General features: G+C 38.2%; 18 protein-coding genes. 12 read left to right on the forward strand and 6 right to left on the reverse strand.

Translation table 11 applies throughout. The features are described 5' to 3' along the window. Nucleotides 1–152 precede the first annotated feature (152 nt). The 6 genes from deoC to BSO02S_RS13885 all read left to right on the forward strand — a co-directional run bounded on the left by deoC (nt 153) and on the right by BSO02S_RS13885 (nt 8,081). Complete coding sequence (gene deoC / locus BSO02S_RS13860) at nt 153–827, forward strand: deoxyribose-phosphate aldolase (protein ID WP_066068155.1); 675 nt, start codon at nt 153–155, stop codon at nt 825–827. 160 nt (nt 828–987) lie between these two features. Beyond that, entirely contained in the window at nt 988–1,500 is a 513-nt protein-coding gene (locus tag BSO02S_RS13865) for a DUF3189 family protein (RefSeq protein ID WP_066068157.1), read from the forward strand. Nucleotides 1,501–1,524: 24 nt separating this feature from the next. Further along, the gene (gene proC, locus BSO02S_RS13870; protein ID WP_066068160.1) at nt 1,525–2,328 is read left to right on the forward strand and encodes a pyrroline-5-carboxylate reductase; all 804 of its coding nucleotides are present in this window, start codon (nt 1,525–1,527) and stop codon (nt 2,326–2,328) included. A 69-nt stretch (nt 2,329–2,397) separates the two neighbouring features. After that, on the forward strand, nt 2,398–3,435 hold the full coding sequence (locus BSO02S_RS13875) for a HEAT repeat domain-containing protein (RefSeq protein WP_066068162.1): 1,038 nt from the start codon (nt 2,398–2,400) through the stop codon (nt 3,433–3,435). Nucleotides 3,436–3,438: 3 nt separating this feature from the next. Next, the gene (locus BSO02S_RS13880; RefSeq protein ID WP_066068164.1) at nt 3,439–4,851 is read left to right on the forward strand and encodes a glycosyltransferase family 2 protein; all 1,413 of its coding nucleotides are present in this window, start codon (nt 3,439–3,441) and stop codon (nt 4,849–4,851) included. Continuing rightward, nucleotides 4,848–8,081, forward strand: a complete 3,234-nt coding sequence (locus BSO02S_RS13885; protein WP_066068167.1) for a hypothetical protein — start codon at nt 4,848–4,850, stop codon at nt 8,079–8,081. Before BSO02S_RS13880 ends, BSO02S_RS13885 begins: the two co-directional genes overlap by 4 nt. A gap of 73 nt (nt 8,082–8,154) precedes the next feature. On the opposite strand, the gene BSO02S_RS13890 is transcribed toward BSO02S_RS13885, so the two are convergent. Then, nucleotides 8,155–9,156 (reverse strand): inorganic phosphate transporter, encoded by a 1,002-nt coding sequence (locus tag BSO02S_RS13890; protein WP_066068169.1) that lies wholly within the window; start codon nt 9,154–9,156, stop codon nt 8,155–8,157. Between the two features lie 11 nt (nt 9,157–9,167). Beyond that, on the reverse strand, nt 9,168–9,785 hold the full coding sequence (locus BSO02S_RS13895; protein WP_066068172.1) for a DUF47 domain-containing protein: 618 nt from the start codon (nt 9,783–9,785) through the stop codon (nt 9,168–9,170). A 364-nt stretch (nt 9,786–10,149) separates the two neighbouring features. Here BSO02S_RS13895 and BSO02S_RS13900 point away from each other — a divergent pair, with 364 nt between their 5' ends. Next, entirely contained in the window at nt 10,150–10,407 is a 258-nt protein-coding gene (locus BSO02S_RS13900; protein ID WP_066068174.1) for a GlsB/YeaQ/YmgE family stress response membrane protein, read from the forward strand. Between the two features lie 76 nt (nt 10,408–10,483). Here the strand turns inward: BSO02S_RS13900 and BSO02S_RS13905 are convergent, their stop codons facing one another. Continuing rightward, the gene (locus tag BSO02S_RS13905; RefSeq protein ID WP_066068177.1) at nt 10,484–11,407 is read right to left on the reverse strand and encodes an RluA family pseudouridine synthase; all 924 of its coding nucleotides are present in this window, start codon (nt 11,405–11,407) and stop codon (nt 10,484–10,486) included. 116 nt (nt 11,408–11,523) lie between these two features. Here BSO02S_RS13905 and BSO02S_RS13910 point away from each other — a divergent pair, with 116 nt between their 5' ends. The 3 genes from BSO02S_RS13910 (at nt 11,524) to BSO02S_RS13920 (ending at nt 14,631) form a co-directional block, all read left to right on the forward strand. Beyond that, nucleotides 11,524–11,910, forward strand: coding sequence for a YhcU family protein (locus BSO02S_RS13910; RefSeq protein WP_066068181.1), 387 nt, complete (start codon nt 11,524–11,526; stop codon nt 11,908–11,910). A 208-nt stretch (nt 11,911–12,118) separates the two neighbouring features. Further along, the gene (locus BSO02S_RS13915; protein WP_066068185.1) at nt 12,119–13,861 is read left to right on the forward strand and encodes a phospho-sugar mutase; all 1,743 of its coding nucleotides are present in this window, start codon (nt 12,119–12,121) and stop codon (nt 13,859–13,861) included. A 47-nt stretch (nt 13,862–13,908) separates the two neighbouring features. Then, nucleotides 13,909–14,631, forward strand: coding sequence for an SDR family oxidoreductase (locus tag BSO02S_RS13920; protein ID WP_066068188.1), 723 nt, complete (start codon nt 13,909–13,911; stop codon nt 14,629–14,631). 117 nt (nt 14,632–14,748) lie between these two features. On the opposite strand, the gene BSO02S_RS13925 is transcribed toward BSO02S_RS13920, so the two are convergent. Continuing rightward, complete coding sequence (locus BSO02S_RS13925; RefSeq protein WP_066068191.1) at nt 14,749–15,003, reverse strand: YhdB family protein; 255 nt, start codon at nt 15,001–15,003, stop codon at nt 14,749–14,751. 141 nt (nt 15,004–15,144) lie between these two features. Between BSO02S_RS13925 and BSO02S_RS13930 the strand changes: the two genes are divergently transcribed. Together BSO02S_RS13930 and BSO02S_RS13935 are read left to right on the forward strand one after the other, a co-directional pair. Further along, on the forward strand, nt 15,145–16,128 hold the full coding sequence (locus BSO02S_RS13930; protein WP_066068198.1) for a M14 family zinc carboxypeptidase: 984 nt from the start codon (nt 15,145–15,147) through the stop codon (nt 16,126–16,128). A 108-nt stretch (nt 16,129–16,236) separates the two neighbouring features. Then, nucleotides 16,237–17,652 (forward strand): SpoVR family protein, encoded by a 1,416-nt coding sequence (locus tag BSO02S_RS13935; protein ID WP_066068201.1) that lies wholly within the window; start codon nt 16,237–16,239, stop codon nt 17,650–17,652. Between the two features lie 47 nt (nt 17,653–17,699). On the opposite strand, the gene ald is transcribed toward BSO02S_RS13935, so the two are convergent. Both ald and BSO02S_RS13945 read right to left on the reverse strand, forming a co-directional pair. Continuing rightward, nucleotides 17,700–18,833: an alanine dehydrogenase gene (ald, locus tag BSO02S_RS13940; protein ID WP_066068205.1), complete on the reverse strand. Its 1,134-nt coding sequence runs from the start codon at nt 18,831–18,833 to the stop codon at nt 17,700–17,702. Nucleotides 18,834–18,960: 127 nt separating this feature from the next. Further along, the gene (locus BSO02S_RS13945; RefSeq protein WP_066068208.1) at nt 18,961–20,199 is read right to left on the reverse strand and encodes a PucR family transcriptional regulator; all 1,239 of its coding nucleotides are present in this window, start codon (nt 20,197–20,199) and stop codon (nt 18,961–18,963) included. Between the last annotated feature and the right edge of the window lie 291 nt (nt 20,200–20,490).

A 20,490-nucleotide genomic window follows, 5' to 3' on the forward strand; every position in this document is an offset into this window, starting at 1 on the left:
AGCATATCAGGTACTGTTTTGTACTTTTTGATATTTATTTTACATTTGTTCATATTTATATTTACAAATGTTCATATCCTCTGGTATAGTTACATTGTGGTAATGACATTGAATTTTATATATAAATTTATTTACAGGGAGGACATTTAGTTATGACTCAAAATGTTGTCAGGATGATTGATCATACATTATTAAAAGCAGATGCAACAAAGGGTGAAATAATAAAGTTAGTAGAAGAGGCTAAAGAATACTCGTTTGCCTCGGTATGTATTAATCCTACGTGGGTTAGCACGGCTGCAGAAATGCTAAGCAATACTCCAGAGGTGAAAGTATGTACGGTCATAGGCTTTCCCCTTGGAGCGGCAACACCTGAGACAAAGGCTTTTGAAACGAAGAATGCGATTGAAAATGGGGCAAATGAAATCGATATGGTCATTAACATTGCTGCTCTTAAAGATCAACAGAATGACTTGGTTGAGAGAGATATCCGTGCCGTTGTGGAAGCGGCAAAAGGAAAAGCATTAACAAAAGTTATTATTGAAACATGTCTGCTAACTAAAGAAGAAAAGATAAGAGCATGTGAGCTTTCTGTCAAAGCTGGCGCAGATTTTGTTAAAACTTCTACAGGCTTTTCTACTGGCGGGGCAACAGTCGAAGATATTCGCTTAATGCGCCAAACTGTAGGACCTAAAATTGGTGTGAAGGCATCTGGCGGTGTCCGCAGTGGTGAAGATGCACTTGCAATGATCGAAGCAGGGGCAACTCGTATCGGCGCAAGCTCGGGTGTTTCGATTGCTAAAGGTGAGCTTTCTACTAGCAATTATTAATGATATAAATGTAGGTTACATTAGGATATAAATAAAAAAAGAGTAGCTAATCAATCGATTACCTACTCTTTTTTTATTTATGAACTCTTATTTTAACTACAGAATTGAAGGGAGGTTATAAGAACATAATATACATAGATAAAAAATAAGGGATGATACCATGATATATATCTATAATGATTATGGTGGGACACACACTACTTCATTAGCGGCGGCCTATCATTTAAAGAAATTACCACAATCTGAACGGAAACTTACCAGGGAAGAAATAGTAAATGTGAAGTTTTTCAATAAATTAACAAAGGAGGACTTTGGAAAGCTTATTTTTCACGGGGTTGATGAGGACGGAAACTCCGTTTATACTATTGGACGGAAACGGAATAAATATGTGGTTCCTGCATTAAAAGAAATGAGTTTATTATTGCAAGAGAAATTTAAATTTGATGAAAAAATCGTCTTTTCCAATACTTCGCCAACAGTTCCCTTTGTCATGTCAATGGGTGGCTTTTTCTCGAGAGGTTTAAAAATTGATTTTATAGGAGTACCATTGTTAGTTAAAGGTGCGAAGCAATGCTGTGATAATATATTTCGTTTGGTTGAAAATACGAAAGAGGTAGGAAGAACCACCTACGCGGAAAATGTAATTATCTTAGATAACAAAATGTATAAGTAAGATCATGATAAGGTGTGGATCAATATGGAAAAAAAGATAGGTTTTATTGGGGCCGGGAAAATGGCTCAGGCGATGATAGAAGGGATTATAAAATCAAATAGGATTCCCCGAGAAAATATCATCGCCAGTGCAAAATCAGCACAAACGATTGAAAAAGTTAAACAAAAGTATAGTATTTATTGTTCACTAAATAATGTTGATGTTGCTAAATTTGCTGATATTCTAATCCTTGCTGTGAAACCGGACCTTCATACAGCTGTAATTGAGGAAATTAAAAGGGATATTAAACGAAACGCTATAATCGTAACCATTGCGGCTGGGATTACCTTATTGGATCTTGAACGTGCATTTGGCTTCGAGGTTAAGGCCGTTCGGACGATGCCAAATACGCCTTCATTAGTAGGAGAAGGGATGAGTGCCATTTGTCCTAATCCTTATCTCAGTGCGGAAGAAATTATGGAAGTGGAGCATCTCTTCTCTACTTTCGGAAAAACGGAACGTCTGGAAGAAAAGTTAATGGATGCGGTACCATCGATCAGCGGTTCTTCTCCAGCATATGTGTATATGTTAATCGAAGCGATGGCGGATGGGGGCGTAAGGCAGGGAATACCAAGGGATAAAGCCTATAGGCTAGCAGCCCAGGCAGTACTTGGTGCGGCAAAAATGGTACTTGAAACTGGAAAGCACCCAATAGAACTCAAAGATAATGTTTGTACGCCCGGCGGTGCAACCATTGAAGCCGTTGCTGTCCTTGAGAAAAGGCAATTCGGGGGGACTGTAATGGAAGCAATGGAGAGCTGTACAAATAAAGCAAAAAATTTACGGTAGCTATTCAAAATTAAGGGTCCAATTAAATGGACCCTTTTATACAACGGTTAATTAAAGGGATGAAATAAAATGCTAAGTAATGAGTTGTTGATCCTTTCAATCCTAACCTTGGCGATGATAGGAATATTGGGAATCATATTAGTTTACTTAATGATTCGTAAAGCAATGGATATAAAGATAAGTAAGAGGATCGATCACTGCAAAGAAAAATATAATCCACTCATTTCTTTGATACTTACAGAGGGAGGGCTTTCAAGGGAACTGACTGCTAAAACAGCTCTGCAGCGAAAAGCAATCGAAGAGCTGCTTAGCCGTTACACAAAAGTATTAGAACGTGAAGAGGAAAAGAAACGTTTATCGAAATTAGCAGCATTGTATCTAACAGATGACTATCAAAAGCGGCTTAAAAGTATGAGATGGAGTACGCGTATGAATACTCTTTACCAAATTGAGGATTTCGGAATGGATCACCTTTTAAACGATGTTTACATGCTTTTAAAAAGAAGACGGCTTTCACATCAAGAACTTATACATATTTTGAGGATACTTGCTTTATTCCATTTTGGGCCATTATTCGAATTACTTACAAATCATTATAACCATTTATCTGAATACGAGTATCGCAATATTTTGCTTCGCTTAGAGCAAAGGCAATTTGATCAGTTTGTCCTTAATTTTCATAAATCTGAGCTCCCATTACAAAAGGCAATTGTTGATGTCATTTCCATAAAAAAAGAACTAAGTTATCTTTCCTTCCTGGAAAATATCTTTTCTAATTATTCTGGAGAAGTAAAGCTAAGAGCGTTAAAGGCACTGGCGGTAATAGGCTATGTAAAAAATATTGAACCGTATTTAGAACTTCTCTATTCTTCTAAATGGGAGGAACGGATGATTTCAGCTAAATTAATTGGGAAGTTGAAGGAAGAAAAGGGAGTCCCAAGATTAATTGAGCTATTGCATGATCAATCATGGTGGGTTCGATTTCAAGCCGGCCAGTCTATTTGTCAATTCTTAAATGGGAAAGAGATCTTACGTTTGGTTTTAGAATCATCAAAGGATTCTTTTGCAAAAGATATGGCCTGGGAATGGCTTCATAAAGGGGAATAATTTATGCTGATTATTCAGTGGGATGACATCGTTACCACTTTTGCTTGGGGAATCGCTGTTTATATGGTGATTGTCATTTTTTTTTATTCAGTTATTTTGGTTATTTCGATGTTTCAACTTCGGAAAGAATACAAGCTCGACAGGGTTCTGGCGTACGAGGATTATTTGGATGAAATCTATACAAAACCGATTTCAATTATCGTTCCGGCTTATAATGAAGAAGCTGGAATTGTCCACAGTGTCCGCTCATTATTAAGTGTGAATTATCCTACATATGAAATCATTGTTGTCAATGATGGCTCAACTGACCATACACTGAAAAAAATGATTGATCACTATGATATGAAAGAAATAAAAAGAGTAGTTAGAAAGCAAGTAAACTCGAAGCCGATTTCAAAGATTTATCAATCGGCCATTTTTGCGCATCTTTTTCTTGTCGACAAAGTGAATGGCGGGAAGGCAGATGCTCTTAACGTCGGACTTAATTTTTCCCAATATCCATATTTTTGTTCACTTGATGGTGATTCTGTACTTGAACAGGATGCCTTGTTAAAAGTGATGAAACCGATCATTGATTCTAATGGAGATGTGATTGCCTCCGGAGGAAGTGTACGAATAGCAAATGGCTGCCAAATTCAAAATGGACAGATTCAAAACATCGGCCTATCTGACAAGCCGTTAGTTGTCATGCAAATCATTGAGTATTTACGTGCCTTTTTGATGGGGAGAATTGGTTTAAGCAGGCATAATCTCCTGCTGATTATTTCTGGTGCTTTTGGTGTTTTTTCAAAAAGCTGGGTTATTGAAGCAGGCGGTTATCGAACGGATACGGTCGGGGAAGATATGGAATTAGTCGTGAGAATGCACCGGCTGTTAAAAGAAAAGGGTCAAAGGAAGAAAATTGTTTATGTCCAGGATCCTGTTTGCTGGACAGAGGTCCCAGAGGACATCACCACTTTACGCAGACAGAGAAGACGCTGGCATCGAGGTTTATTTGAAAGCCTATGGATTCATAGGAAAATAACCTTAAACCCAAAATACGGATCGATTGGCCTTCTAGCTTTTCCTTACTTTTGGATTGTTGAGTTTTTTGGACCAATGATTGAACTAAGCGGCTATATATTTATGATTCTTGGTTTATTCCTTGGAGGAATCTATATTGAATTTGCTATTTTATTATTTTTTCTTTCTTGTTTATATGGGTCGATTTTTTCAATGGCTGCTGTTCTTTTAGAAGAGTGGAGTTTGACAAAGTATCCAAAGGTATCTGATATCATCAAGCTATTTCTATATTCTTTAACAGAAACCATATGGTATAGGCCTTTGACCGTCTTTTGGCGCTGTGAAGGGGTATGGCAGATGCTTAGAGGGGACAAAAGCTGGGGGGAAATGAAAAGAAAAGGTGTTTTAGAATGAAAAAACAAACCCACTTAATTATCTATGCAATTTTTTTAATTCTATTTTTGACGAGCCCTTTTTGGTTATGGAAAATCCAGCCTGCTAAGGACTTAAACGTGTTAATTGTTGACAAAACCGTGCCAAATTCATCCTACCGGGAACATAAAGGGCTGGTATGGATATTAAACAATGCTAAATACTTTAAAAATGGACTAAAACCATATTCTGCAAACAATGATTATAAAGGATTTGTACCAAAAACAGGAGCGAAATATACGATTGTTCCTATGCCAAAAGATTTAAAAAGCTATGATGTATTCTATTTAACAGACCAATATGGAGTATATAAAAAGGACTTTTACGGACAGAATCTTTCGGGACAGCGTTCTGCAAAAATTTATGGCGGGCTTAAATCCAGTGAAGTGAATCAAATTGAAAAGGAGCTTCTACACTCCAATGGGAAAACATTAATTGCCGAATTTAATACGTTTGCAAGCCCTACAACAGAAACAGCAAAGGAGAAAATCTCTAATTTGCTTAATGTTGAATGGTCAGGCTGGATTGGACGGTATTTTCCAGACCTGGGAAGTACGGAGGTACCAGAATGGGTAAAGGAGAATTATCAGAAGCAATACAAGAAATGGTCCCTTACCGGCGAGGGATTCGTTTTTGTCAGTAAAAATAATTATGTTGTTGTCATTGGAAAAAAGGAGATTAATGAAAAAGGGCTCCTTTTTCAATTAACAGATAGGGGAAAGAAACACTTTACCCGTGAAATTCATGGGAAGTATCGGTATTGGTTTGATATTATTGATGCAAAAGATAAAAATGAAATTTTGGCATCCTATAAGCTCCCGGTTTCTGAGAAAACGAAGAAAGACCTTAAAGGCTATGGGATCCCTGCTGAATTTCCCGCAGTTATTTATCACCAAAACGCTAAATATTCTTCTTATTATTTTTCAGGTGATTATGCAGATGAATCGGAGGTTCCTGAGATTTATCAAACAAAGGGCTTTGATGCTTGGAAAAGGAATGTTGGAGCAAAAGGGTCTTTTTATTGGGAAATATACGTGCCAATGATGAAGGATATCTTAAAAACTGGTTTGAGGCATGTGAATAAACAAGAACAAGTGGAATTGGTTGAGCGTGATGGTCTCAAAACGAACAGCCGAACAGGGGAATCCTATATCCAAATTCAAAAAGAGGGGAAATGGAAAAACTTTTTGATTAAGGGCGTTAATATGGGGATAGGGAAACCGGGCTTTTTCCCTGGTGAGACGGCGATTACAAAAGAAGAATACTTTCGTTGGTTTAAAGAAATTGGTTCAATGAATGCTAACGCCATCAGAATTTACACACTTCACCCGCCCCAGTTTTATGAGGCTTTTTATGAATACAACCAAATAGCGAAAAGTCCTTTATACCTATTCCACGGGACGTGGGTGAATGAGGAGAATCTTCTTCATACTCAAGATGCTTTTGCCAAAGTCAATCAGGAGGATGCCAGGTTAGAAATTAAAAATATGATTGATATTATTCATGGAAATGCCAAACTTTCGAAGCGCCCCGGGCATGCCGCTGGTGTTTATAAATACGATATTTCGAAATACGTGCTTGGAATGATTGTTGGCACAGAGTGGGACCCATTAATGGTAACAAACACGAATGGATTGCACTCACATATCAGTCAATTTGCAGGGGTATATTTCAAAACGAAAGCTGCTAACGCCTTTGAAATCTGGCTGGCGAAGTTAATGGATTATGCTGCGGATTATGAATCGAAACAGTACCAATGGCAGCATTCACTGAGTTTTACAAACTGGGTTACGACTGATATGTTGAATCACCCAACTGAACCACTGGAGAAAGAAGACATGGTTTCCATTGATCCCAATCATATTAAAGCGTCGGAACATTTTCATGCAGGGCTATTTGCTTCGTATCACATATATCCCTACTATCCTGATTTCCTTAACTATGAGGAGTCATATGTTAACTATATGGATCCAAGCGGAATGAAAAATAATTATGCCGGCTATTTACATGAGCTGCTGAGTGCACATCAAATGCCGGTTCTCGTGGCTGAATTCGGCGTTCCCGCCTCAAGGGGTTTGACCCATAAGAATGTGGAAGGAATGAACCAAGGATTTCATTCAGAAAAAGATCAAGGAAAGATCGATAAACGGCTATTTCAATCCATTGTCTCGGAAGGTTATGCGGGCGGACTTGTATTCACCTGGCAGGATGAGTGGTTTAAACGGACATGGAATACAATGGATTATGACAATCCAGATCGACGGCCGTATTGGAATAACCAGCAAACAAATGAACAGCACTTTGGCTTACTTGGTTTTGAATCTAGTAATAAGGAAACTGGAATTTTTGTTGATGGTGTGGACAAGGATTGGGATATAGCGGGTGTGAAAACTAGTTATCATTCAACTGGTAAAAAGGAACCATTACGGGAGGTACGGATATCATCTGATAGCGGATACCTATATTTCCTGCTTAAATATAATCGTCCTGTTGACTTTCAAAAGCAAGCAGCTTATTTATTTTTTGACACGATTGGAAACCAAGGGCAAACCAATATACCTCTGACTGACAAGATGAAGGTGAACACGGATTTTGGAGTTGATTTTTTAATTAAACTAACTGGTCCTAAGGATTCAAGGATTATCGTCGATAGTTATTATGATACGTTCTATTACCAGTATGCTAAACTCTTACATATGATTAAGGAAGAGCCATATGCTAGTAAGAAAAATAATGGTGTATTTCATCCAATCCGTTTGGCTCTTAACAAAGAATTGACCATTCCCTCAACTAAGAAGGTCATCCCATTTCAAGCTTACGAAACAGGGGTACTAAGGTTTGGGGATGGAAATCCAAACGATAAAAACTTTGATTCGTTAACAGATGTAAGTATTAGTAGCGATAAAAGAATTATTGAGGGAAGGATCCCGTGGCAGCTCTTAAATTTTACGGACCCTAGTCAAAAAGAAGTCATGGGTGATATATGGGAAAGTGGTCTAACGGCTAAGATGAATACAAATGGAATTATTGTTGCAGCTGCGATGGCAGAAGAGGGTACATTAAATCAAACATTCCCGCAGGTAGTTAACGGGATGATACAGCTGAAGGACGCTTATTTATATAAATGGGACGAATGGAATCAGCCGGCCTTTTATGAACGTTTGAAAACATCTTATGAAATAATCGAGGAAACGTTTCGAATGACCGAATAACGAAAAAAGCCGGCTCTGTGCCGGCTTTTTTCGTTGGTAATTCTAGCTTTCAATCAATGAATACTCCATGAATTTAAAAAATCAAATTCAGAATAAAGTAAAATATTCCTGCTAATAGGGCTGTAATTGGTAGGGTAATCACCCAGGTAATCAGCATCCGTTGGGCTGTATCCCATTTAACCCCTTTAAGACGGTGCGCCGATCCTACTCCTAGTATTCCAGATGAAATAACATGTGTCGTACTTACCGGCAGATGGATTAAACTTGCACCAAAAATAATTCCCGCACCAGTTAAATCCGCTGCAACCCCGTTAATCGGGCGGATCTTCATGATTTTTCCGCCGACCGTTTTAATAATCTTCCAGCCGCCAATCGAGGTACCAAGACCCATAGCAATAGCGCAGGAGACTTGAACCCAAAGTGGAACATCTGCATTTTTGGGAAGATATTGATTGGCAATTAGGGCCATTGTGATAATACCCATTGATTTCTGGGCATCGTTTGTTCCATGCGAGTAAGATTGCAATGCAGCAGTTGCAATTTGTATATAACGAAAGTTTCGATTCGTTTTAGTTAAATTGAAGTTTTTAAAAGCCACTTTAAAAATACTATAAATAATGTAACCTACAACAAAAGCTAAAATTGGTGAAAAGATAAGTGCTTCAAGAATTTTAATAAACCCACTATAGTTCAGGACTCCTAGGCCTTGGGCTGCAACGGCCGCGCCAGCGATGGAGCCGATTAGTGCATGTGAAGAACTACTCGGAATTCCATAATACCAAGTGATTAAATTCCATAGAATCGCTGCAATTAACGCCGCAAGAATGACAATAGAGCCGTTCGTAAGATCGAATGGATTGACGATATCCTTTGAGATGGTTTTTGCCACACCCGTAAATGTCATCGCACCAACAAAATTCATGATTGCCGCTAATAAAATGGCCTGGCGAGGTTTTAGTGCCTTTGTCGAAACAGATGTTGCGATTGCATTTGCTGTATCATGGAAACCATTAATAAAGTCAAATGCAAGGGCACAAATGACGATTAATATCGTTAGTATGAATATAAGACTCATATTTTTGCTCCTTATGCATTTTTCATGATAATGGTTTCAAGGGTATTAGCAACGGTCTGACAGTAGTCAGCAATATCCTCAAGGTTTTCGTAAATTTCCTTATATTGAATAATTCGGATGGGATCTTTTTCAACTGTAAATAAATTTTTAATCGACTGGCGTAAAATGTTATCACAGTTTGATTCGTAATCTTTTATTTTTATGGCATGCTCCCTTATTTGCGGCAACTTTTTATTGGAAAGCAGTTCAACGGCCTTGTCAATTTCTTGTACACTGCTTTGAATAGCATCAACAAACTTTTTCATAAAATCATCTGCTTGCGTAATCGAATACATTTCGAATAACGCTGCACATCCTTCAAGGCCATCTAGGACGTCATCCATGCTCATGGCAAGGAGCAATATATCCTCACGTTCAATAGGAGTAATAAAGGCGTCGTTTAGTTCTTTAATTACTTCATGAACGTAGGTGTCTCCCTTGGTTTCATACTCCTTCATTTTCTCCGAAAAAATTTTCAAATCACTAATATTTTTTAATTTGTAATCTGTAAAGTAATTTGAACTATCTTTTAAATTTGCGGAAATATTACTAAGCAATGCTGAAAACTTGTCAATTTTTTTGAATGCCATGCGATTACCCCCAATTTCTTTAGAAAAAGTTGTACACTAACCAAATTATTTTATCTGAAAAATGTCGAAAAAAGAAACAAATTTTATGTAATTTACAAAAACTTAACATTAGAATGTTTTGAATATTTTATTTGAATTTAAAGGTCTTTTTTAACCTTTGCCTAAATTCCCCTAATTATGTATTTTTTTATTTATGAAGAACCAAAAAGCATCTTTGGGAAAAAGACAGGAATTTTATTCATTAATGAGTATAAAAAAGAAATTAGGGTATTTTAAAGGTACAGGTAGCACGAAAAACGAGTAACTTTTCCAATACTGCCTGAAAAAGTAGTAAAATAATGAATACTAAAAAGGAGTGTTCTAAATGAGTTTCATTTGGACATTAATTATTGGTGGGATTATTGGTTGGTTAGCAGGCCTTATCGTAGGAAGAGATGTACCGGGCGGCATTATTGGTAATATCATTGCTGGATTTGTGGGGGCATGGCTGGGGACAATGGTTTTAGGAAATTGGGGACCGCATGTAGCCAATTTCGCAATAATACCTGCCATCATTGGGGCGGCAGTCCTAGCACTTCTGCTAAGCTTCATTATGCGAGCCTTTAGAAAAGCTGATAAATAAACGAACAATTATCTTGCCAAATGAAAAAGCCTCCTATACGGGAGGCTTTTTCATTGTTAGCAGCATTTTTTGCTATTTAAATCAAATTAATATCTATATTTTTAAAAATAACCGGTTTATCTGTAAATGGTGCATAACATTCAATCTTTTCATAAGAAAATGGGTGGTTAAATTCAAGTTTAGCGGCGTGAAGGGCTTGTCTGTTTACTACTGGTTCTCCTCCATACAAAATATCCCCTGCTAGCGGGTGCCCTATGTGGCTTAAATGAACCCTGATTTGATGTGTTCTCCCTGTATCAAGCCAGCATTTTACAATCGATTGTCGGTTGTTTTTATCCTCTTTTAACACGGTAAAATGTGTTATTGCATCCTGTCCAGAAGGAGATACCCTTCTTTTCGTTGGATGATGTCGATCCCGTCCGATTGGCGCATTAATTATTCCCTTTTTTGGCTGAAGAAGTCCATGGACCAATGCAAGATACGTTCTTTTGATTTCCCGTTTTACGAGCATTCTGTCAAATATTGCACCAGCTAATACATGCTTAGCGAATAGGATTGCACCTGAAGTATCCCGATCAAGTCGATGGATTTGCCGGATGTTCCTTAATTCCCCGCTTGATTGCAGATAATATTGCAGAGCGTTAACAAGTGACGTTGTATCCGCTTCAGGGTCGTTTGGATGGGTGGTGATAAATGGCGGTTTATTAACAACCATAACATGGTCATCCTCATAAAGAATATCAACCTCCATATAATTAGGTATGATATGTAATTCCTCTTCCTGAAATAATTTGAACTGGAGTTTAGCACCTTCTGCCAGCGGTATATTCCAATTGGCACGATCCCCATTTAATAAAACCTTATCCTCCATTCGGAAACTATGAGTTAATTTTTTAGGTGCTTCCCATACAAGGCGAAATATCTGCTCAAGCGTTTTGCCTTCCCATGCCAATGGAACAACGATTTGAAACCATTCACCCATTCGTATTGTTTTTAGCATAAATTCTCCTTCTTCATCAAAACGGTTATAATTACCACCGTATTTTCATATTTAATTATGTTATTCTTATCCTATATAATACGACAGAAATAAGCGATGGCAAAGGTGGGTTATAAGTGAAAATTGTGTTTGCCCCAACACCAAGTCAAGAAGAAGAAATAAATGGGCTTGTAAGGTATTTTTATTCCAATATTTTTCCTCTCTATTTTACGGATGAGGAAATTTGTCAGTTTCAGCAGTTAAAGGTTTTGCATCCTTCTAAAGATTTTAACACCTTAAAAGATGCCTTTCAGGTAATGACGTGTATTCAAACATTGATCTCAATTCTTGAATTCTCACAACTGGATGAACAGTATTCAACCCTATTTAATAAAAATGTTGATAATCTGCTGGAATTTGGATTGTTTTTCCCATTTGAATATGATCAGTTTGTAGAGGTAAAAAGTATGAAAATCAACATGCTAAGTATTTATTCAAAAGCGGATAATGAATTACTTGTATAGGGGTGAGGGAAACAAGCCTGCTTTTGAAGCAGGCTTGTTTTTTTCATTCACTTATTTGGAGAATTTAAGGTAATATAGAGAGGGGAAATAGAAAAAGTTTACCATGATTAACTGCGAAAATTGTCGGCTAATTTCATGTGCCTTTTAGAGGAGTAACGGCCTTGAACTTAGAAACAATATACAGTAGACATAAATTGGAGGGTAACAAATGAATTGGAAAGAAACTGTAAAGAGTTGGATGGAATATGAAGGACTGGATACGGAATTACAAAATCAACTAGCGGACTTAAAAACGGATGAAAAACAGCTTGAAGAGGCCTTTTATAAAAATTTAGAATTCGGTACCGGCGGTATGCGTGGTGAAATAGGGGCTGGTACAAACCGAATGAATATCTATACAGTCCGCAAGGCTTCTGCGGGTCTTGCTGCATACATAGAGGAACATGGTAAAGAGGCTAAAGATCGCGGCGTTGTCATTGCCTTTGATTCTCGTCACAAATCGCCGGAATTCGCGATGGAGGCTGCTAAAGCACTTGCATCAAAAGGTATTCAGACATATGTATTTAATGAATTACGGCCCACACCTGAGTTATCGTTTGCCTTAAGATACTTACAAGCTTTTTCAGGAATTGTCATTACGGCAAGTCATAACCCACCAGAATATAACGGCTACAAGGTTTATGGTTCTGATGGCGGCCAGCTGCCACCTGAAGCAGCAGATCAGGTTATTGCTAAGGTAAATGAAATTGCGAACGAATTATTAATAGAGGTCGATTGTGAAGAAAATTTAAAAGCAGCAGGGTTAATTAAAACGATCGGTTCTGAAATTGATGAGGCTTATATTGAAAAATTAAAAACGATTTCAGAAAATCCTGGCCTTGCAAACGAAACGGATCTGAAAATTGTTTTTACACCTTTACATGGAACAGCGAATAAGCCAGTACGTGCTGCCCTTGCCGCGTTAGGTTATAAAAATGTTACGGTCGTGAAGGAACAGGAACTGCCAGATCCGGAGTTTTCAACAGTTAAGAGTCCAAACCCAGAAGAACATGCTGCCTTTGAATTAGCGATTCGTGATGGAAAAAGGGTGGGCGCAGACCTGTTAATTGCTACTGACCCAGATGCGGACCGCTTAGGTATCGCCGTTCTTAATCCAGAGGGCGAATATGTTGTCCTGACAGGCAACCAAACGGGTGCTTTACTACTTGATTACATTCTTTCGCAGAAAAAAGAAAAAGGAATTCTTGCGCAAAATGGGGTTGTTTTAAAAACAATCGTTACCTCTGAAATAGGAAGAAAGATTGCTCATGCATATCACCTAGAAACAGTTGATGTCTTAACAGGATTTAAGTTTATTGCTGAAAAGATTAATGAATATGAAGCAGCAGGTGATCGTAAATTCTTATTCGGTTATGAGGAGTCCTACGGCTATTTGATCGGTGACTTTGCCCGCGATAAGGATGCTGTTCAAGCAGCCCTATTGGCGACAGAAGTTGCGGCTTTTTATAAAAAACAAAGCCTGTCCCTCTATGAAGGGTTAATGCAAGTATTTGAAAAGTATGGATATTACCAAGAGGGCCTCCGTTCCTTAACCTTAAAAGGAAAAGATGGGGCAGAAATGATTCAGCGATTACTAGCATCATTTCGTGCCGCGCCAATTACAAAGCTTGGTTCTTTGGAAGTTTCAACCACGGAAGATTATTTAACAAGCATTATTGTAACAAATAATAAAGAAGAGAAAATTGAGTTACCAAAATCAAATGTTTTAAAATATACCTTTGAAGATGGTTCGTGGGTTTGTTTACGACCATCAGGAACAGAACCTAAAGTGAAATTTTACTTTGGCGTAAATAGTCTGACTCTGGAGGAAAGCAAAAGAAAATTAGCAGCAATTGAGAAGGATTTTATGGATCTAGTCGATAAAAAAGTAAAAATGGTTCGAGAATTTTAAGTAAGTTAAAACAGCTAGTCATTTCATCATGAAAGGAAGAAAAAATTATGCTTAAAGATCAAATCGCGATTGTCACCGGTGCTTCTAGAGGAATAGGTAAGGAAATAGCCACAAAACTGGCAGAACAAGGAATGAAATTAGCTATCGTTGGCAGTTCCTCACAAGTATCCGAAACTGCTGCAGATTTAAAGAAAATGGGTTATGAAAATATCCTCCCTGTTCAGGCGGATGTTTCAAAAGAAGAAGACATGGAGGAAGTTGTTAGGAAAACCATTGAAGCCTATGGCTCAGTAAACCTGCTCGTTAACAATGCAGGTGTTGGCTTCTTCAAACAAACGGAGGAAGTAACCGTTGACGAGTGGAAAAAGGTATTTGAGGTCAATGTCCAGGGTGTTTTTTTAGCTACGAAGGCGGTTCTCCCACATATGAAGGATCAAAAATCGGGGACGATTATTACCATTTCATCTGACGTTGCCCGCTATACCATTCCAAATGGAGCGGCATACACAGCTTCAAAATATGCGGTCCAAGGATTTTCAGGGTCAGTTGCTCAAGAAGTACGCGAATACGGAATTAGGGTAGGAACCATCAATCCGGGAATGGTGGATACGTATTTTGCCGATTCAACCCAAGGCTTGCCGGAGAAAACAGATTGGCTTAAGGTGGAGGACGTCGCAAATGCTGTTGTTTACATGGCCTCTGCACCAAAACATATGTTAATTGATGAAATTGTCTTACACCCCTTCGCTCAACAATATCCTATAGCGTAAGATTAAATAAACCTATTGAAACACGGCTTCCGATTCAGGAAGCCGTGTTTTTTTGGTGGAATTCTTTGGTCCGGTTGTTAAAAGGTTCCTCAAAAAAAATAGTATCCACTTGGTTTTTCAGGAAAGACTATACATCGGTATCCCATCTGAATCAGGTTCTGCAGTTTCGTTAGCATGGTCGATGTAACGAAGAAGGTTATATAGTTTCGTTTCAATCACAGTGTAGTCACGTTCAAAATTATAAGCATGCAGGAATTGTTCAATTCGTTTCGATAAAAATTGGTCTTTTGTTCGTACCATTAAAATCAGCAAATTATCCCATTCGGATCGATGTGTGTAGTATAACGCTCGGTCGTAATCCATTTTATTCATTTGTTTTTATCTCCTCCTTATTAGGAGTTGAGATTATTGTATGACATTTTGAAGATAACTTTCACAGAAAATGTTGGACACTCAATGTTAGTGGCATTATCAACATTTACCTGTATACTTTGGTGCGCAAAGGGGGATTTTATGGCTAAATTCTTATTTATTCTTCTTATTATCTTCTTTTCATTTACTTCCACTGCACAGGCCAAAATAGTTAAAGTAAATAAACCTTATTCTTTTGTACGGCTAGAAAACGACCTTGAGGAAATTCGGGAAAAGTACAAAGAACAAATTGAAGTGAAATCAATTGGATCAACTCACTTTGGTCAACCTATTTGGGCTGCGAAGCTAGGGCAAGGTGAAACCAATATCATTTTAATTGGCACACATCATGGGCGAGAATGGCTGACAAGTATGCTTTTAATGAAAATGCTTGAGACGTATGCTGATGCCTTTCAAGAAAGAGAGAAGTTTGGAACAAGGTCAACGAATATTTTAAATGAAGTATCGATTTGGTTTGTGCCGATGCTAAATCCAGACGGCGCCGCTATCCAACAAAATAATCTAAAGATGTTTCCGCCCGAACATCAAGAACGATTGATATTAATGAATGAATGCTCACGCAATTTTAAAAGATGGAAAGCAAATGGCATGGGAATCGACCTTAATAGACAGTATCCTGCGGGCTGGGAAGCTTTAGATAAAGACCCTTCAGCGCCATATTATAAATTTTATAAAGGAAAGGAGCCCCTTGAAGCAAAGGAGGTCAAGGCTTTAACTAACTTTATAAGAGAAATAAACCCTTCGATTGCAGTCGCTTATCATACAGCAGGAAGGGAAATATTTTGGAACTTTAAAAATGGAAATCAGTTAAAGCGCGATAAGCGGATTGCAAAGAAAATAGCTCGATTGACCAGCTATAAATTAGCAAAGCCGGCGAAAGACTCTGTTGGCGGCGGCTTCACTGATTGGTTTATCACCACCTATCACCGCCCGGCATTAACGATTGAAATCAGTTTTCTAGTCGATGAAACGAATCCGCCTCTATCTGTCTTTAAAGAGGAATGGAAACGGAATCGCTATGTGGGCCTTAAACTTGCAGCCGAAGCGAAAAAAATCCCGCGCTAGTCATACCTCATGGAGCAAAGGGAAAAATAGTAGTAGTTTCTCTATCTTGTTTCATCATTCCCCTTTTTACTTCATACATTGTGGTAAGAGGAAAAGGGGGAGTGGCTAATGGATGTGGAAGGTCGCAAGCAACTTGAATACGCCATCAGTGAGATTACTGAAATAGCAACAGGCTTTGGCTTAGATTTTTATCCGATGCGTTATGAAATCTGTCCTGCTGAAATCATTTATACATTTGGAGCTTATGGAATGCCGACCCGATTTTCGCATTGGAGCTTCGGTAAGCAATTTCATAAGATGAAGCTTCATTATGATTTAGGACTTAGTAAAATCTATGAACTAGTTATTAATTCAAATCCTTGCTATGCCTTTTTGCTTGATTCTAACTCGCTTATTCAAAATAAACTTATTGTCGCTCACGTTTTAGCTCATTGTGACTTTTTTAAAAATAATGTTCGCTTTCAAAATACAAAGCGGGATATGGTCGAAAGTATGGCAGCTACAGCTGAAAGAATTCACCAATATGAAATCAAATATGGAAAAAAGGAAGTAGAAACCTTTCTTGATGCAGTGTTGGCTATAGATGAACATATTGACCCCTCGCTGATGAGACCAAACCTATCTTGGTCGATTGGGGACGATGAGGAAGATGAGGATCAGGAACACCATATTGTCACGCCTTACGATGATCTTTGGGGATTAGATAAAAAGGATAATAAAGAGTCAAATCAACCGATCAAAAAGAAATTTCCGCCCAGGCCGGAAAAGGACTTGCTGCTATTTATCGAAACCTATAGCAGGGAACTGGAGGATTGGCAGCGGGATATCTTAACAATGATGCGGGAGGAAATGCTCTACTTCTGGCCGCAGCTTGAAACAAAAATTATGAACGAAGGCTGGGCATCCTACTGGCATCAACGAATTTTAAGGGAAATGGATTTAACAAGCGGAGAAGCGATTGAATTCGCTAAATTGAATGCTGGAGTTGTGCAGCCATCGAAAACGGGCATTAATCCATACTACTTAGGAATCAAGATTTTTGAAGATATAGAAGAACGCTATAATAATCCAACGGAAGAGATGAAGCTTAGGGGAGCAGTTCCGGGCTCAGGCAGGGAAAAAATGTTTGAGGTGCGGGAAGTAGAATCGGATATTTCTTTCCTTCGTAATTATTTAAACAAGGATCTTGTGATGAGAGAAGACATGTATCTTTTCCAAAAGCAAGGAAGGGATTATAAAATCGTTGACAAGCAATGGGAGCAAATCCGCGACCAATTAGTAAATATGCGGGTAAATGGCGGGTTCCCTTATATCACCGTCAATGAAGGTGACTACATGAAAAACGGCGAGTTGTACTTGAAGCATTGGTATGAGGGAGTCGAACTCGACGTGAAATATCTTGAAAAAGTATTGCCATATATTCAGCAGCTATGGGGCCGACCAGTTCATATTGAATCAATGATTGAAGAAAGAAAAATGCTGTTCACTTATGACGGGAAAGGGGTTCACCGAAAGTATTTATAAACATTAAAAATCCCCTCAGAAATTTCTGAGGGGATTTCAATTTCCTATTAAATAGCAGCAAGTTCTTTTTCTAATGCCTTTTCTACAGTTACATAATCATAACCAAGGTCCTTTGCTACTGCTTCGTAAGTGATTTCTCCGCTCGCAACGTTAACGCCAAGCAATAAAGCAGCATTTTCAGAAATGGCTTTGAAAACCCCTTTATTTGCAATTTGTAATGCGTATGGAACCGTGACGTTTGTTAAAGCAATTGTTGAAGTTCTAGGAACGGCACCAGGCATATTTGCAACAGAATAGTGGACAACACCATGCTTTACAAATGTTGGGTTATCATGGGTTGTTACATGGTCGATTGTCTCGACAATACCGCCTTGATCAATCGCGACATCGACAATCACTGAACCAGGCTTCATTGCCTTAACCATTTCCTCTTTAACAAGCTTAGGAGCTTTAGCACCAGGAATAAGTACAGCCCCAATTAAAAGGTCAGCTTCTGCAACGGCTTCAGCGATGTTGAAAGGATTAGACATTAACGTTTTGATTTGATTTCCGAAAATGTCATCGAGCTGACGTAAGCGGTCAGCACTTAAGTCGATGATGGTCACATCTGCACCTAAACCGATGGCCATTTTAGCTGCATTTGTTCCAACAATCCCGCCGCCGACAATGGTTACCTTGCCGCGGTTAACCCCTGGTACACCTGCAAGCAGGATTCCTTGGCCGCCGTTATTTTTTTGTAAGAACTGTGCTCCAATTTGAGCCGCCATACGTCCAGCGACCTCACTCATTGGTGTAAGGAGTGGAAGCGTTCTGTTTACTGATACGGTTTCATAAGCAACTGCGATGACACCTTTCTCTCTAAGAGCTTGTGCCAAAGCGGGCTCAGCTGCGAGATGAAGATATGTAAATAAAATTAATCCCGGACGGAAGTATTGGTACTCACTGGAAAGAGGTTCTTTTACCTTCATAATCATTTCAGCTTTCGTCCACACTTGTTCAGCATTATCAATAATCTCAGCGCCGGCTTTGGCGTAATCGTCGTTGGTGAAACCGCTTCCAATTCCAGCGTCCTTTTCAACTAATACAGAATGGCCAGCAGTTAAGAATGAAACAACACCCGCTGGAGTAAGCGCTACTCGATTTTCATTATTTTTAATTTCTTTAGGTACCCCAATAAACATATTCTATTCCTCCCCAGTTAACTTCAAAATAGTTTTCCTATGGCTAAGTATAGAATGATTGCCAAAGAATTTCTTTGTTAAGAATGGAGAAAGATTTTCATCCTTTTTGGGGATTTTCACAAAATGTTCAAATCCCCTGGTATTTAGCCAATTTTAAATCCAAGTAAAGGATTATTTTTTGATTCGGGTCCTTGAAATTAACAGCCCCGATTTCGCTGATTCGTTTAAGTCGATAATTTAATGTGTTAGCATGAACATTTAATTCCTTAGCCGCATCATTAATGTTGTTATCTTTATTTAAAAAGACCTCTAAGGTTTCAACGAGATTACTGTTATGCTTCCCGTCATATTCATGAAGCCTCTTTAACGAGTAATTTTCATATTCTTCGTTTCTTCTTTTTTCTAAAATAAGATCAAAAAGCTGATAAATTCCTAGTTTTTGATAATTGAAGATGTCTTTTGTCTCTAAAGGGAATTTTTCTTTAATCGAAAAAACTTCCAAAATTTCCTCGTAGGCTTTGTTGGTTTTTTGGTAATCCTCACAAATACTGCTATAGACAGGATTAATATCCTTAATTCTATACCGTTCGCTCATTTTCAAGACAAACACCCTCGCAAAGTGGTCAAGTTCATCGAAAGGATTTTCAAGGCCGGTTGCTGATACCAACAGAATAAGTTGATTACAATCTATTGTATAAAGGATGATTTTCATTCGCTGATCTGTATTTAACAGGTAAGAGATATAGTGCTCCTCCTTGGAAGTGATGTTTTCCTGGAACTGAAAAACAAGAATGGCAAAGGAGGTGGGGGGCGTGATTTGCAAGGTATGGAAGTGCTTGATGATTTCATCTTTTGCTTTCAGATGCCCCGTTAATAGTTTCCAAAAGAATTCTTGCGAACTCTCTTCTTTTTTATTTTTCCTTGTCTGAAGCTGTAGTAGTTTATTTTTTACGGCATCCGCTGCTTTTTTTAATAGACTAAAATCCTCTACTGATAGGAACTTGTCAATTTCAATTGCCCAAATAAATCCTAATACCTCATCTTGCTTCCAAATAGAGATAGCTACCCGATTGCTAAGGCCAATATCGTTCATGCTTTTTACCCGAATCGGTTCGTTCGTGTTTAAAAGAGCGGGAATTGTTCCTTCTTTCCATAATTGATTGATAACCTTTTCAGGCACCCTGCGGCCAATGATGGTAGAAATTCTTGCAGGGTCAGTGCGTTCATCATGGGTGCTATAGGCCAGAAGCCTGTGATTTGCATCTTCAATTGTAATCGGACACTTAAGGACCTGACTAATTAGGTCGGCGAATTCATCTAAACTATCAAAGGCAGTTTTAAATGGATCATGAAGTCTAGTGTTCAAAGTAGGGTCCTCCAATTATGGAATGACATATAGTTGTCTTTTACATGTCTCGCAAGAATCAAGTTGTCTATGTTTTATTTTACAAAAAAAAAAAAATAATTTCATGTTTTTGTACAAAAGAATTTATAATTGATAATGGTAAAATAATTTCAGGTAAGTTTTAAAAGAGTGAATATTTTATTTATCTTAAAATTGAAAGCGTTATCACCCGATGCGGAGGGGTTGGGATAAAAAACTGCTATAAAAAAGAATGATATTAATGCTATTCTAATAAAGAGAAGATAATACTTA

The sequence above is a fragment of the Neobacillus soli NBRC 102451 genome (genome assembly GCF_001591665.1).
Taxonomy (GTDB): Bacteria; Bacillota; Bacilli; order Bacillales; family Cytobacillaceae; genus Neobacillus; species Neobacillus soli.

Coding starts and splice junctions, on each gene's coding strand:
- deoC (WP_066068155.1), top strand. CDS start 153: ATGACTCAAAATGTTGTCAGGATGATTGATCATACATTATTAAAAGCA.
- BSO02S_RS13865 (WP_066068157.1), top strand. CDS start 988: ATGATATATATCTATAATGATTATGGTGGGACACACACTACTTCATTA.
- proC (WP_066068160.1), top strand. CDS start 1,525: ATGGAAAAAAAGATAGGTTTTATTGGGGCCGGGAAAATGGCTCAGGCG.
- BSO02S_RS13875 (WP_066068162.1), top strand. CDS start 2,398: ATGCTAAGTAATGAGTTGTTGATCCTTTCAATCCTAACCTTGGCGATG.
- BSO02S_RS13880 (WP_066068164.1), top strand. CDS start 3,439: ATGCTGATTATTCAGTGGGATGACATCGTTACCACTTTTGCTTGGGGA.
- BSO02S_RS13885 (WP_066068167.1), top strand. CDS start 4,848: ATGAAAAAACAAACCCACTTAATTATCTATGCAATTTTTTTAATTCTA.
- BSO02S_RS13890 (WP_066068169.1), bottom strand. CDS start 9,156: ATGAGTCTTATATTCATACTAACGATATTAATCGTCATTTGTGCCCTT.
- BSO02S_RS13895 (WP_066068172.1), bottom strand. CDS start 9,785: ATGGCATTCAAAAAAATTGACAAGTTTTCAGCATTGCTTAGTAATATT.
- BSO02S_RS13900 (WP_066068174.1), top strand. CDS start 10,150: ATGAGTTTCATTTGGACATTAATTATTGGTGGGATTATTGGTTGGTTA.
- BSO02S_RS13905 (WP_066068177.1), bottom strand. CDS start 11,407: ATGCTAAAAACAATACGAATGGGTGAATGGTTTCAAATCGTTGTTCCA.
- BSO02S_RS13915 (WP_066068185.1), top strand. CDS start 12,119: ATGAATTGGAAAGAAACTGTAAAGAGTTGGATGGAATATGAAGGACTG.
- BSO02S_RS13920 (WP_066068188.1), top strand. CDS start 13,909: ATGCTTAAAGATCAAATCGCGATTGTCACCGGTGCTTCTAGAGGAATA.
- BSO02S_RS13925 (WP_066068191.1), bottom strand. CDS start 15,003: ATGAATAAAATGGATTACGACCGAGCGTTATACTACACACATCGATCC.
- BSO02S_RS13930 (WP_066068198.1), top strand. CDS start 15,145: ATGGCTAAATTCTTATTTATTCTTCTTATTATCTTCTTTTCATTTACT.
- BSO02S_RS13935 (WP_066068201.1), top strand. CDS start 16,237: ATGGATGTGGAAGGTCGCAAGCAACTTGAATACGCCATCAGTGAGATT.
- ald (WP_066068205.1), bottom strand. CDS start 18,833: ATGTTTATTGGGGTACCTAAAGAAATTAAAAATAATGAAAATCGAGTA.